Here is a 13,207-nt window from a genome sequence, read left to right as displayed (position 1 = left end):
GTCTGAGAGCAGAGGCAGCATATTGTGCCTTCCAGGTCCTGGGGCGGCGCCGACCGATAGGTTCGGCGCGTCGCCGCAAGCGGCAGCGGGAGACAGGTCCCGCTGCCGCTGGAGCCGTTTCGACGAGTGACAGACGATCCGGCCCCGCCGCTCCCGCCACTTCAACTCGGGGGTGAGAAAGCCGAGCGGCGGGAGCGTTCAGCTCGGTCGATCAGCCCTGGTTGACCGGCAGAGCGACGAAGCGGTTGGAATTGTCCCGGCTGATCTGGAACAGGACGGCCTTGCGGCCGGCCTTTTCCGCCTGGTCGAGCACCTTGGTCACGTCGCCCGGCGCATTGACTTCCACCGAGTTTACCGTGGTGATGACGTCGCCGGCCTGGATACCGCGATCGGCCGCGTCGCTGGAGGGGTCGACGTCGGTGACAACGAGGCCCTTGCCGTCCTCGGAACGCGTGACCGTCAGGCCGAGATCGGCGAGCGAGCTGGGTTCGCGGGCGTCAGCGGGCTCGTCGGCCGCAGCGCGCTTCTCCGCGCCGGGGATCTCGCCGAGGCCGACCTTGAACGACTGCGCCTTGCCGTCGCGCCAGACGGTGACGTCAACCGACTTGCCGGGCGCGATGCCTGCGACCAGCTTCGACAGTTCCTTAGGCGAGGCGACTTCCTTGCCGTCCACCGCGGTGATGATGTCGCCCGCGGCGATGCCCGCCTTCCTGGCCGGGCCGTCGTCCTGGGCGCTGGCGACGATCGCGCCCTTTTCGCTCTTGAGCCCGAGCGACTCGGCGATGTCCTTGGTCACCGGCTGGATCTCGACGCCGAGCCAGCCGCGCTGGACGCTGCCGTTCTTCATCAGGTCCTGCACCACCTGCTTGGCGGTCGAGGCCGGGATGGCGAAGGCGATGCCGACATTGCCGCCCGAGGGCGAGAAGATCGCGGTGTTGATGCCGACCACTTCGCCGTTGAGGTTGAAGGCGGGGCCGCCGGAATTGCCGCGGTTCACCGCCGCGTCGATCTGGATGAAGTCGTCATAGGGGCCCGCGCCGATGTCGCGGCCGCGCGCCGAGACGATGCCGGCAGTGACGGTGCCGCCGAGGCCGAACGGATTGCCGACGGCGACGACCCAGTCGCCGACCCGCACCTTGGAGTCGTCGGCGAAGCCGACATAGGTGAACTTGGTGTCGGCATCGACCTTGAGGACGGCGAGATCGGTACGCGGATCGGTGCCGATGAGCTTGGCGTCGTATTCCTTGCCGTCGTCGCTGACGATGGTGTAGGCGCTGCCGCCTTCGACGACGTGGTTGTTGGTGACGACATAGCCGTCAGCGGAGATGAAGAAGCCCGACCCCTGGGCAACGGGCCGCGGGCGCGCATCCCGCCCACGGTTGGGGCGGTTGTATTGCGGGCCGCGGTTGTTGTCGCCCTCTTCGCCGAACTGGCGGAAGAAGCGCTTGAGCGGATGATCTTCGGGGAGGTTTTCGAAGTCGCGCTGGTCGAAGAACGGCGATCCGCCGCGGTCGGCGACGGGGTTGACCTTGGCCTTGACCTGCACGCTGACGACGGCCGGCGAAACCTGATCGACCACATCGGCGAAACCGGGGGCCTGAGCCGACTCGACGCGCACCGCCTGAGCAAAGACGGGAGCCGTGCCGCCGGCTACGGCGCCCAGACCGATCGCACCGGCAAGGGCAACGGACGCGGCGGCTGCCAGAAGGCGCTTGCGCGAATGCGAATGGGAGGTGGGGGTGCTCATCTTCTCTGATCCTCTTGAAGGGATGCCCGAAACATCCGGTGCCCAAGAGATAGAGAGGCTCACATTACCGCGCCATTTCCGAAGGATGAAACTTTCGTAATGTTGGCTCAGCCGTCCCTGTGCAGGATCGAGTCGAGTTGCTTCTCCTCTTCGCTGCTCAGTCCGGCAGGCTCCTGCCTGCGACGCGACCGGGCCGAGAAGAAGATGAAGGCGCCACCGCCGGCCAGAAGCAGGATGGGCGCGCCCCAGAGCAAAGCATTGCGCAGGTTGAAGCGCGGCTTGAGCAGCACGAACTCGCCGTAGCGGGCAACGATGAAGTCGACCGCCTGGGCGTCGCTGTCGCCGGCCACCAGGCGTTCCCGAACCAGCACCCGCAAATCGGCGGCAAGCTCGGCGTCGGAATCGTCGATCGACTGGTTCTGGCACACCAAGCAACGCAGTTCGGCGGAGATGGCGCGAGCCCGCGCCTCGAGAACCGGGTCGGCGAGCATCTCGCTCGGCTTGACCGCCAGGGCGGTGCCGGCGAACAGGAGGACGGCGAGGAAAGCCGCCGTCGATGTCAGCTTCGTTTTCATCACGAGACCGCGCCAACCTTCGCTGCGGCGCCGGACCTGCGCCGCGCCGGTGCCCCGACGCGCAGGCGCCGGTCCATCAGCGAAACCGTGCCGCCCGCCATCATGAACAGGGGCCCGACCCAGATCAAGAGGACCATCGGCTTCCACCACAGGCGCACGACCACCAATCCGTCTGGAGAGGCGTCTCCGAGCGAGATGTAGATCTGGCTGAGCCACATCGTCCTGATGCCCGCTTCGGTCGTCGGCATCTGGCGCGCAGGATAGAAACGCTTGGCGGATACGATCTCGGCGACGGCCTTGCCGTCGGCGTCGAGCAGTGAGAACCGCCCCTGGTCCTCCGTATAGTTCGGGCCGCGCGCCGGCTGGAGCCCTTCGAAACGCAGGCTCTTGCCGGCGATCTCCACGACCTGCCCCTGCTTCATCACCAGGATGGCCTCGCTCTGGAAGGCAATGACCCCGACGATGCCCATAAGCGTCAGGCCGAGGCCAAGATGGGCCAGCGCCGTGCCGAACACCGAGCGCGGCAGGCCGATCAGACGGCGCACGGCAACTGCCGGCGCCACCGAGCCGACGCCAGACTTGAGCGCAAGGTCGGTAAGCGCACCAAGCACGAGCCAGGTGGCAAGTCCCGCGCCAAGGGCGGCGAAGACCGAAGTTCCGTCGACGAACAGCAGCGCAGCCAGCACCACCAGCAATGCCCCGCCGAAGGCGAACATCAGCCGCTGCGCGACGGCCGCCACGTCGCCCCGCTTCCAGGCCAGCAACGGCCCGAAGGGCACAATCGCCAGGAGCGGGAGCATCACCGGGCCGAAGGTCAGGTTGAAGAATGGTTCGCCGACCGAGATCTTTTCGCCGAACAGCGCCTCGACGACGAGCGGGTAGAGCGTACCGATGAGCACGGTCGCCGTCGCCGTCGTCAGGAACAGGTTGTTCAGGACCAGGGCGCCTTCGCGCGAGATCGGGTGGAAGAGGCCGCCGGCGGTCAGCGAAGAGGCGCGCAAGGCGAAAAGCGTCAGCGAGCCGCCGATGAAGAAGGTCAGGATGCCGAGGATGAAGACGCCGCGGCTGGGGTCGCTGGCGAAGGCGTGGACCGAGGTGAGCACGCCGGACCGCACCAGGAAGGTGCCGAGCAGGGAAAGCGAGAAGGTCAGGATCGCGAGCAGCAGGGTCCAGATCTTCAGCGCCGACCGCTTTTCCATCACGATCGCCGAATGCAGCAGCGCGGTGCCCGCGAGCCAGGGCATGAAGGAGGCGTTCTCGACCGGATCCCAGAACCAGAACCCGCCCCAGCCGAGTTCGTAATAGGCCCAGTAGGACCCCATCACGATGCCGCCGGTCAGGAACACCCAGGCGGCCAGCGTCCAGGGCCGAACCCACCTTGCCCAGGCGGCGTCGATGCGCCCTTCGATCAGCGCCGCGACGGCGAAGGAGAAGCAGACCGAAAAGCCGACATAGCCGAGATAGAGCAGCGGCGGGTGCACCGCGAGGCCGATGTCCTGTAGAATGGGATTGAGGTCCCGGCCCTCGATCGGCGCCGGGATCAGCCGCTTGAACGGATTGGAGGTGATAACGATGAAGAGCAGGAAGGCGGTGGCGATCCAGCCCTGCACCGCGAGCACGTTGGCTCTGAGGGTGGCGGGAAGATTGCCGCCGAAGACGGCGACCATTGCGCTGAACATGGCCAGGATCATGATCCACAGCAGCATGGAGCCTTCGTGATTTCCCCAGGTGCCGGTGATCTTGAAGAGCAGCGGCTTCAGCGAATGGGAATTCTCCCAGACGTTCATGACGGAGAAGTCCGACTTCACATAGGCCATCGTCAGGGCGGTGAACGACAGCGCGATCAGCGCCAGCGTGGTGATGGCCGCCGGACCACCTACCGCCATCAGCCTTGCGTCGCCGGTGCGTGCACCAACCATGGGAACCACCGACTGCACGACCGAAAGGACGAGAGCCAGGATGAGTGCAAAATGACCGATCTCGACCATGTCGATGCCGCCTATTGTTTGGTTTCCTGCCAGACGCCCTTTTCCTTCAGGCTGTCTGCGACTTCCTTGGGCATGTAGTTCTCGTCGTGCTTGGCCAGCACGCTGTCGGCGATGAAGACGCCATCGGGCCCGAAGCTGCCTTCAGTGATGACGCCCTGCCCTTCGCGGAAAAGGTCCGGCAAGATGCCGGTGTAGCGCACCTTGACCGTGCCGTCGGTGTCGGTGACACCGAATGCGACCTCGACGCCGGTGCCGCGCACGATCGAGCCGTTCTCGACCAGGCCGCCGAGGCGGATGCGCTGGCCCGGCTGGAGGTTTGCCGCCTGGAGATCGGCAGGCATGTAGAAATAGGAGGCCTTCTGGCCGAGCCCATAGAAGGTGAGAGCAGTGGCGGCGCCGAGAAAGGCGAGCGCCCCGGCGATGACAGACAAACGCTTCTGCTTGCGCGTCATGACTACTCCGTCACCTTCAGGCCGAGCGTCCCGGCCAGTTCCGAGAGCTTCTTGCCACCGTCGCTGTCGCCGCCGAGCGCCGCATAGCCCCGGTCGAACGCGTCCTGCGCAAGGTCCTTCTTACCAAGCACGGAATACGAACGGACCAGACGCAGCCATCCTTCCGGATCGGCCGGGTTCTGGCGCAGCTTTTCGTCGAGCCCGGAGACCATGTTCTCGATCATGGCCGTGCGGTCGCCCGACGACATGGAGGCGGCAGCCTCGATATCGGCATCGGTCGGGCCGGCCTGGCCAGCGCCGGCGCTCGGCGCGGCGGGGCCGACGGCCCGCGCGGCGGCCTGTTCGGCAGCCTCGCGCCAGGGCGAGTCGGCGGGAAGGTCGACAACCATCTGCCGCCACATGGCGGCGGCCTCGGCAAGCTTGCCCTCCTGGGCCAGCGACAGGCCGAGGAAGTAGTGCGCCTTGGCGTTGGCCGGTTCGAGCTGGACCGCCGCATCGAAGGCGGCACGCGCATCGGCAGTGACTATACCGCCGGCAGCAGCCGTCATCGCCTCGCCGAGACCGGACTGGCGCGTCGCGGTCGTCCCCAACAGCTTAATGGCGTTGCCGTAGGCGACGACTGCGTCATTGACGCGGCCAGTCCGCATGTAGACTGGAGCCAGCACGTCCCATCCCCTGCCATCCGACGGATTGGCAACGAGATGGGCCTCGGCACGGGCAATCAGGTCACTTACCGAGCTGTTGGCCGGGTTGTCGGCCATGCGGGCACTGAGGGGCTGATCGGGGATATCGGGGGAACCCGACAGCGTGTAGGCACCCCAACTGACCAGCGGTACGGCCAACACGGCGATGCCACCGACGATCTTGGCGGCCGTCAACGACCCACTCGAGGTCTTCGGCTGGTTGCCGGTGCCGAGCCGCAAGATGCGCCGTGCGATCTCGGCCCGCGCATGTTCGGCATCGGTCGCTGCAATGACGCCGCGTGCCGTGTCCTTGTCGATCTCGGCCAACTGGTCACGATAGACTTCTAGGTCATGGCTGCGGTCGACCTCCTGTTCCGCTCGCCGCGCAAGCGGCAGCAGAACGGCAAGACTTGCAACCAAGGTAAGTGAAGCGGCTACGACCCAGAACAGCATGGCGAATAAATAGCCAGCGGCAACAGAACTGCCAACATGGCCGCCCTGCGGCTTATTGACGATTCACTTGCCGCCGCCGGCGGCTGCGGCGCAGCTCAGCTCAACGGCGTCCAGCTGCCGTCGGGGTTTCGACAGGCCGTGCCGCGGGCAACGAGCGGCGTGCCGCCGGTGAAGACGGTCTGCGAATACTGCCTGCAATCCTGGGAGCCGACTCTGTAGGGCTGGGCCGCGACAACTTCGCCGGACTGGCTTTCACCCTTCCAGGCGACGGCCTGGCCGCCCTGGCCGTACTCAAGCGCCCGGTACTCGGCCTCGAGCGCCTTGCGCCGATCGCCGCTGCTCAAATCGCCGCCGATCGAACCGCCGATGAGCCCGCCCTCCATTGCATCGATGATGCGTGCGGCCACCTTGCGGTTGGGGCCGGCCGCACCCGCTCCGCCAACCGAGGGAATGATGCCATCGCCGCCCCCCAGCCCGCTGGTTGCACAGCCGGATATGGCAAATAGCCCGGCGATCATCGCCAACCGAAGTCTCATATCTATCAACGGTCCCGAATTTCTCTTCCGCTTACAAGGAGTTGGCGTCGCGTTAGTGCGCATCTTTGGCCGAAATGGGGCCGATTCGGCCAGTCGAATCTACTGCACTCCGCCCAGTTCCACGACTGCTTTCAGCCCACCCAGGGACGACCGCTCCAACAACAGCCTGCCGCCATATTCCTTGACCAGATCGGCCACTATGGCGAGCCCCAGTCCGGTGCCCGGCTTGGTCTCGTCGAGGCGACTGCCGCGCTTCAGGGCTTCGCGAGCCTTGTCTTCGGGTATTCCGGGGCCGTCGTCCTCGATCCGGATCGCAAAGCGCGGCGGCTCTTCGGCGATCGGCGGCAAGGCTTCGACTGACACCCTGACTTCCCGGCGGGCCCATTTCATGGCGTTTTCGAGCAGGTTGCCGACGATTTCCTCGAGATCCTCGCGCTCGCCGGCAAACATCACCTCGCCCGCTGGCAAGGCAAGCGAGATGGTCGTGCCCCGCGAGAGCTTGCCCATGACCCTCACCATCCGCTGCAGCAGCGGCGCGACGGGCGTGCGATAGACGACGCTCTCGCGCTGCGCGGCAACACGCGCGCGCTGCAGATAGTGATTGATCTGCTTCTGCATCGCCGCGGCGTGATCGGAGATCAGCTGCCCCTTCGGCCCGCCCATCGCCCGCCCCTCGTTCAGCATCACCGCCAGCGGCGTCTTCAGCGAATGTGCCAGATTGCCGACCTGGGTGCGGGAGCGCTCGACGATCCTTCGATTGTTCTCGATGAGGGCATTGGTCTCGTTGGCGAGCGGCTGGATCTCCGCCGGAAAGCGCCCGGTCAAGCGTTGCGCGGTGCCTTCGCGCACCATGGCGAGCGCGTTGCGCACGCGGCCGAGCGGCTGCAGGCCAAGGAGAATGGCAATGGCATTGATGGCGATCATGCCGAAGCCGAACAGCGAGAGGTATGAGAACAGCCGCCATTCGAAGCCACGGATCTCGTCCTCGAGTTCGGTGCGGTTGCCCATGACGCGGAACCGGGCGATGCGGTTCTGCGAATCCAGCACGAACTCGCTCTCGAACACCTCGAGTTCCTCGCCGGCGATGCCTTCCGCCTGATAGTGGCGCTGGAAGTCGGTATCGAATGGCACTTCTTCGGCGCTCGGCGACGGCACCGCCTCGGTCATCGACGACGACCGCAACTGTCCCACCAGCCCCTTCGAAACCGGTTCCACCGACCAGTACCAGCCCGATTCCGGCTCCGAAAAGCGCAGGTCCCCGAGGTCCGGGCCGCCGGTCAGCGTACCGCCGTCCGAGACGCCGACCGAGCCGATGAGGTTGAACAGATGTGCGGAAAGCAGGCTGTCGAAGCCGCGCTCGCTGGTCTGGCGATAGAGCGACCCGATGACCGTGAAGATCAGGGCGAAGGCCAGGATCGCCCACACGGTCGAAAACGCAATGACGCGGAAAGCCAACGACCGCGGGCCGAGGCTCAGCGCGTATCGCTTCAAGCGGGACAGACGTTTGTTGAGCTTTTCCGCCTCAGGCCTCCGGTTCGCGCATGCGGTAACCCATACCGCGGACCGTTTCGATCATGTCGATACCCATCTTCTTGCGAAGGCGGCCGACGAACACCTCGATGGTATTGGAATCCCGGTCGAAGTCCTGGTCGTAGAGATGCTCGACCAGTTCGGTCCGCGAGACCACCTCGCCCATGTGATGCATGAGGTAGGCGAGAAGCCGGAATTCGTGCGACGTCAGCTTCAGCGGCACGCCGTTGACATCCGCTTTCGACGACTTGGTGTCGAGCCGCAGTGGTCCGCAGGCGAGTTCCGACGAAGCATGGCCGGCGGCGCGCCGGATCAGCGCCCTCACGCGCGCCAGCACCTCCTCGATATGGAACGGCTTGGTAACGTAGTCGTCGGCACCGGCATCGATCCCGGCGACCTTGTCGCTCCACCGGTCGCGCGCCGTCAGCATCAGGACGGGCATCTTGCGCCCTTCCCGGCGCCAGCGCTCCACCACGCTGATGCCGTCCATCTGCGGCAGCCCGATGTCGAGCACGACCGCGTCATAAGGCTCGGTGTCGCCGAGAAAATGTCCTTCCTCGCCATCGAAGGCCTTGTCGACGACGTAGCCGGCGTCGGTCAAAGCCTCCGAAATCTGGCGATTGAGATCTTTGTCATCCTCGACGACGAGTATTCGCATGCGGTTTTGCGACCAGTGAAACTTCGGAAGAGATATAGGCCGATTCCGACCCAGGGGAAATCGGCGCTATTCGGCGGGGACCACCACCTCGACCCGACGCGGTCGCTGTCCGTCCTTGCCGGGAACCAGAACGACGATGACGCAGACGGACCGGCCGCCCTTGTTGGACTCCGACGCCCTCGCCAAGGTGCCGCCGTACTGGTCGGCCACCTGCTGCCCGATCGAATAGCAATCCGCCTGGGCCACGACGTATTCCCCGTCGGTCGCGCCGCGCTGGGGCTCCGCGGCAACGGGGCTGGCCAGAAGGCCAGCCGCCAGGGGCGTAGCGACCGCAAGCCTGAATATGGAACGAGACGTTGTCATGTCGGAACTTCTAATACAGCAGTGCTGAACGCCGAATGAACGATGAGTTCACGCAAATGTCGGCAATTGCAACCCTAGCGGTTCCTGCCGATCCGCTCCCTTGCACTCAGTCGGCCCATCAGCGCAACAAGCCCGGAAATCGCGGTGATCGCCTGCAGGAGCGTGTCGGTCAATGCCGCATTGTCGATGCCTGCAACGGGCACTCCGGCAACCCCGGCAATCCCTACCAACAGCGTAACGACGGAGGCCCAGATGGTTCGCGACAAGTACCAGGGTTTGACATCGGTCATGGCAGCATCCTTTCAGCGGATTGGGTTCAAACAAGCACAAGCCCCCGCGTGGCCGGCAGACCCCAGCCGGCGGCGACACTGTATTGGCGAACGGTGATATCGAGCGCGGCCGGTGGCGAGCCGAAATCCGCGACGATCTCGGAGGCGGCATAGGTCCAGCCCGGCACAGGTACGTTCGCAGAGCGGACGATGGTGCCACCCACGGGTGCGACTTCGACGCGGTATTCCTCCCGCTGCTCGCCGAGCGGGATTTCGCCCGCGTCCCAGCTGTCGGCGTCGATCCTGCCGCGCCTGACCCAGGCAACGGCAAGATCGCCGCCGGGCGTCCGCTTCGCCCGCAGATGCACCGGTGAAAAGGGCAGCAGTGCCCGCCGCCCGCCGATCTCGCTGTGGGCCGAATAGTTGCCGCCCGCGAAATCGGCCCCCAGGGGGCCTACGCGCCAGTTGAGCCGAAGCCCGGCTTCGGCCGGCAGCAGGCCGGCGGGGACGACGGCTTCGTCGATGACTACGAAGGCCGCGCCGGCCGATGCGCCGGAAGCGGTCGCATCGCCGGTGCCGAGTTGACCGCGCAACAGTCCGGACAACTGCCATATGCCGGGCGCGGTCTCCGCCGCCGTCTCGAACTGGACGAGTTCCCACTCGCCGTTCGAGGACCGGATCGCGGCGAGATTGGCGCCATTGAGCAGTTGCGCGCGGCTGACGCTCGCGAGTTCTCCCTCGTAGAGTTCGACGGACACGGTGGCGGCCCGGTCGATCCGGCCTTCCACGCCCGGCGGCATGGCCGCTCTCAACACGCCCATCTCGGCGCGACGAACGACTGATCCGCGCAGCACGAAGCCCGTGTCTTCTGGGGAAACTAGCAGCGCCTGGCTTCGCCAGGGTGTCTGGATCGCGGCGACGCGAAACTGTTCGTGCGGGGGTGCGGAGATGCTGCCCGTCATCGGAAGATCGAGGAACACCGCATGAGGCTGACCGGCAACGGTGGACGGTGCCGGTTCGACCCCGGCATAGGAAGACCGCCATGCAGCCGCCACGGTGCGGTTGAGCTGGCGCGCCGCGACGCGCCTGATCAGCCCCTGCTCGATTTCGGTGACCAGGAACTCCGAGTTGCTGCCGGACGCCGGCACCTTGACGATCGTGCCGGGCTCGACGTCGGCCCGAGGTTCGGCAACCGCGAAGTTCAACTGCTCGCGTTCGCCCCAGCGGCGTCGCATCCAGTCCTGGGCAAGCGCCCGCGCCTGTCCGGCCTCGAGCATTCCTGGGAACGAAATGGTGTGTTGCCGGCTCCCGCCGGCGCCGAACTGCCGACTGCGAACCGCCGACGCCTGGTAGTCGGTCACGGGATCGCGGAAACCGAGCACCACCTCGGCCGGGATGTCGTTGGACGGAGCCCGTACGATCTCGGCAGCGTGTCTGTCCCCCTCGATCGCCAGTTCGTCCAGCACCACCGCCTGATCGCTCGACGCCGTCGACCGCCTGAACACGAGGCGGTCGGCCTGCTGGATCACGGACAAGCCATAGAGATCGATGAGCGGCTCGAGGGCCGCACGCGCCGACGTGGGATCGGCCAGGACGTAGCCCGCCAGGGTATCGTTGGCGCCATCCGCATCCGCCGCCGGCAGGCCGTGGTCTGCCAGGATGGCGTTGACGAGATCGGCAACGGTCGGCCCGACCAGACGGCCATTCAGCCAATGCCCGCGATGCCAGGCCGAACCATCCGACCAGGTGCTCGCCTGCAGGGGAAAGGCCGGGTACGGCCTCGCGTCCCACGCCCAGACATAAGAGCGCGACACGTCCACCATGCGGCCGCCATAGAGCGGGGACTGCGGATTGCGCTGGACATCGTCGACGGCTGGCTCCCAATGCCTGGCATGGGCCTCCAGCAAACGGCGCTGGGCGATATCCGATCTCCCACCGACGGAAAAATACGGCACGCCGTTCTCGGATGACTTGACGTCCGGGAACATGTTGGGCTGGTTCGGGCCCTTGTCGACGGCGGGACAGCCGATCTCGGTAAACCAGATCGGCTTGCTGCAGGGTACCCATGCAGTCGGGTCGGCAAGCTCTACGGCGCCACGCCGGTCGAAATGCCGGTTGCTCCACCAGCCCGAGAGGTCTTTGTAACGGAAAACCCAGTCTTTGCCGTAGGCTCCGTCGGTGATCACCTTGCGCGACCGCTGCAGCCTGGCGGTGAAATCGGGATAGTACCAGTCGAAACCCTCGCCGCCGCCGATCGAGGCGCGCAGGCCGGCGGGATCGTAGGGCGAGGCAAATCCATCCGGGTTGCCGCCAGCATAATCGGCGTCGCGCCAGTCCGACAAGGGCATGTAGTTGTCGATGCCGACCGCGTCGATTGCCGGGTGGGCCCACAGCGGGTCGAGGTGAAAGTAGACGTCGTCGCTGCCGTCGCTCGGGTGATAGCCGAAATATTCGCTCCAGTCGGCGCCGTAGGTGATCTTGCAGCCGGGGCCGACAACCGAACGGACATCCGCCGCCAGCGTGCAAAGCTCCTCGACGAAAGGAAAGGCCCCCGAGCCGTCGCGCAGCGTAGTCAGGCCGCGCAACTCGCTCCCGAGCAGGAAAGCGTCGACCCCGCCGGCGAGTACCGCAAGGTGGGCGTAGTGCAGAATGAAGCGCCGATAGCCCCAGTCTGTGGGATTTCCCGAGAATTCGACGGTGTAGGTGACAGGGTCAAACTGACCGACCGCCGCCTGCCCGGAGAAGGCATCCACCTGGCTGCGGGCGGCCGCGGTGCGGTCGGCAGACCCCGGGAGCATCGGCGCAGGCGTGCAGGTGATGCGTCCGCGCCACGGATAGGGTGGCTGGCTAGGCTGGCCATAGGGATCCGGCAGGGCGTTGCCCGCCGCAATGTCCATCATCACGAACGGATAGAGCGTCACCTTCAGGCCCCGCGCCTTGATCTCGGCGATCGCCTCCAGGACGCTGCGATCGGATGGCGTGCCGCCATAGGCGGCTTCGCCGTCATGCTTCGAGATCACGAGAGCATCGGGTCGATCGACGCCTCCCACTTGCCAGGCGGCAGACAGGCCGGAGGGCGAGGCGGTGGTCACCCCGGGCCTCAGGCGGCAGTGCCCGGCACGCAGGTCGTCGCCGAACCAGGCCACGACCAGGGCGACGTGCTCGAGGTTGGGACAGAGCATCTGCAGCTCGTCCAGGGACGCGGCGATGTCGGTGCCGGCATGGATCACGTGCCGGTTGATCGCGTCGGTCTCGCCGGGCCGCTTCTTGCGACTGACCAGCCTGGTCGAAAGACCGTATTCGGTGGCGCCGGGGATCAGGGAAACCGCACGGATGCGGCCGTACAGTTCGCCGACCGGCCGCATCACCTCGAACTGCATCTGCGGGATGCGGTTGCCGAACTCGCCGATGTCGAGGTTCTCGACCACGACATAGGCAACGCCGCGATAGGCCGGCGTGTTGGCGGCTCCCTGCTTGGCTGCGATCAGCGGATCGACGGCCTGGTCTTCGGTGCCGCGGTGCACGCGCAGTTCGATGGTGTCGCGATCGATCTCGCGGCCGTCCGCCCAAACCCTGCGAATTCCGGCGATTTCGCCCTCGCACAGCGCAAATGCCGCGTTCGCATAGTAGGAATATTCCGTCAGCTTGGGACCGAGCTTGCCTTGCCGCCGGGTGCGGCGCGTCTCCTTGAAACGTGTCGCCCAGATCAGCGTCCCGCCGATGCGGGCGGTGCCGTAGACGCGCGGCAGCGAGCTGCCCTCTTCGGCGGTGAACGGCCGGGGGCCGGACATTCGCGGCCCCTCGATCCTCCGGGTACCCTCGATGAGCGCCCGGTCGATGGCATAACCCGCAAGGGCGCCTGCCGCGGTGCCGATGGCGCTGCCGATCGGTCCGAGCATTCCGCCCAGGAATGCCCCGGCGGCCTGCAGTAGGATGGTTGCCATCGGAACCTC

General features: G+C 66.1%; 11 protein-coding genes. All 11 read right to left on the bottom strand.

Features of this window, described 5'->3' with window-relative positions; translation table 11 throughout:
* Positions 1-211: 211 nt before the first annotated feature.
* The gene (locus AmiPiv_RS02330; protein ID WP_340035630.1) at positions 212-1,747 is read right to left on the bottom strand and encodes a Do family serine endopeptidase; all 1,536 of its coding nucleotides are present in this window, start codon (positions 1,745-1,747) and stop codon (positions 212-214) included.
* A 107-nt stretch (positions 1,748-1,854) separates the two neighbouring features.
* A complete protein-coding gene (locus AmiPiv_RS02325; RefSeq protein WP_340035629.1) occupies positions 1,855-2,322 on the bottom strand; it encodes a cytochrome c-type biogenesis protein in 468 nt (155 codons plus the stop codon).
* Positions 2,322-4,310 carry a heme lyase CcmF/NrfE family subunit gene (locus tag AmiPiv_RS02320; RefSeq protein WP_340035628.1) on the bottom strand — a complete coding sequence of 663 codons (1,989 nt, stop codon included), beginning with the start codon at positions 4,308-4,310 and terminating at the stop codon, positions 2,322-2,324. Before AmiPiv_RS02320 ends, AmiPiv_RS02325 begins: the two co-directional genes overlap by 1 nt.
* A gap of 11 nt (positions 4,311-4,321) precedes the next feature.
* The gene (gene ccmE, locus AmiPiv_RS02315) at positions 4,322-4,762 is read right to left on the bottom strand and encodes a cytochrome c maturation protein CcmE (protein WP_340035627.1); all 441 of its coding nucleotides are present in this window, start codon (positions 4,760-4,762) and stop codon (positions 4,322-4,324) included.
* Positions 4,763-4,764: 2 nt separating this feature from the next.
* Positions 4,765-5,898, bottom strand: a complete 1,134-nt coding sequence (gene ccmI / locus AmiPiv_RS02310; protein ID WP_340035626.1) for a c-type cytochrome biogenesis protein CcmI — start codon at positions 5,896-5,898, stop codon at positions 4,765-4,767.
* A gap of 95 nt (positions 5,899-5,993) precedes the next feature.
* A complete protein-coding gene (locus tag AmiPiv_RS02305; protein WP_340035920.1) occupies positions 5,994-6,416 on the bottom strand; it encodes a hypothetical protein in 423 nt (140 codons plus the stop codon).
* A gap of 117 nt (positions 6,417-6,533) precedes the next feature.
* A complete protein-coding gene (locus tag AmiPiv_RS02300) occupies positions 6,534-7,934 on the bottom strand; it encodes an ATP-binding protein (RefSeq protein ID WP_445206890.1) in 1,401 nt (466 codons plus the stop codon).
* 22 nt (positions 7,935-7,956) lie between these two features.
* Entirely contained in the window at positions 7,957-8,622 is a 666-nt protein-coding gene (locus AmiPiv_RS02295) for a response regulator transcription factor (protein ID WP_340035624.1), read from the bottom strand.
* Positions 8,623-8,688: 66 nt separating this feature from the next.
* Positions 8,689-8,985 carry a hypothetical protein gene (locus tag AmiPiv_RS02290; protein WP_340035623.1) on the bottom strand — a complete coding sequence of 99 codons (297 nt, stop codon included), beginning with the start codon at positions 8,983-8,985 and terminating at the stop codon, positions 8,689-8,691.
* Between the two features lie 74 nt (positions 8,986-9,059).
* On the bottom strand, positions 9,060-9,275 hold the full coding sequence (locus AmiPiv_RS02285; RefSeq protein ID WP_340035622.1) for a hypothetical protein: 216 nt from the start codon (positions 9,273-9,275) through the stop codon (positions 9,060-9,062).
* A 26-nt stretch (positions 9,276-9,301) separates the two neighbouring features.
* Positions 9,302-13,198, bottom strand: a complete 3,897-nt coding sequence (locus AmiPiv_RS02280) for a baseplate multidomain protein megatron (RefSeq protein ID WP_340035621.1) — start codon at positions 13,196-13,198, stop codon at positions 9,302-9,304.
* Between the last annotated feature and the right edge of the window lie 9 nt (positions 13,199-13,207).

The sequence above is a fragment of the Aminobacter sp. Piv2-1 genome, assembly GCF_037625995.1.
GTDB lineage: Bacteria > Pseudomonadota > Alphaproteobacteria > Rhizobiales > Rhizobiaceae > Aminobacter.
The sequence above is the reverse complement of the archived record's forward strand: the minus strand, read 5'-3'. Positions and strand labels throughout refer to the sequence as shown.

Excerpts from the sequence above, each read along its gene's own strand:
- AmiPiv_RS02330 (WP_340035630.1), bottom strand. The coding sequence starts at position 1,747 with ATGAGCACCCCCACCTCCCATTCGCATTCGCGCAAGCGCCTTCTGGCA.
- AmiPiv_RS02325 (WP_340035629.1), bottom strand. The coding sequence starts at position 2,322 with ATGAAAACGAAGCTGACATCGACGGCGGCTTTCCTCGCCGTCCTCCTG.
- AmiPiv_RS02320 (WP_340035628.1), bottom strand. The coding sequence starts at position 4,310 with ATGGTCGAGATCGGTCATTTTGCACTCATCCTGGCTCTCGTCCTTTCG.
- ccmE (WP_340035627.1), bottom strand. The coding sequence starts at position 4,762 with ATGACGCGCAAGCAGAAGCGTTTGTCTGTCATCGCCGGGGCGCTCGCC.
- ccmI (WP_340035626.1), bottom strand. The coding sequence starts at position 5,898 with ATGCTGTTCTGGGTCGTAGCCGCTTCACTTACCTTGGTTGCAAGTCTT.
- AmiPiv_RS02305 (WP_340035920.1), bottom strand. The coding sequence starts at position 6,416 with ATGATCGCCGGGCTATTTGCCATATCCGGCTGTGCAACCAGCGGGCTG.
- AmiPiv_RS02295 (WP_340035624.1), bottom strand. The coding sequence starts at position 8,622 with ATGCGAATACTCGTCGTCGAGGATGACAAAGATCTCAATCGCCAGATT.
- AmiPiv_RS02290 (WP_340035623.1), bottom strand. The coding sequence starts at position 8,985 with ATGACAACGTCTCGTTCCATATTCAGGCTTGCGGTCGCTACGCCCCTG.
- AmiPiv_RS02285 (WP_340035622.1), bottom strand. The coding sequence starts at position 9,275 with ATGACCGATGTCAAACCCTGGTACTTGTCGCGAACCATCTGGGCCTCC.
- AmiPiv_RS02280 (WP_340035621.1), bottom strand. The coding sequence starts at position 13,198 with ATGGCAACCATCCTACTGCAGGCCGCCGGGGCATTCCTGGGCGGAATG.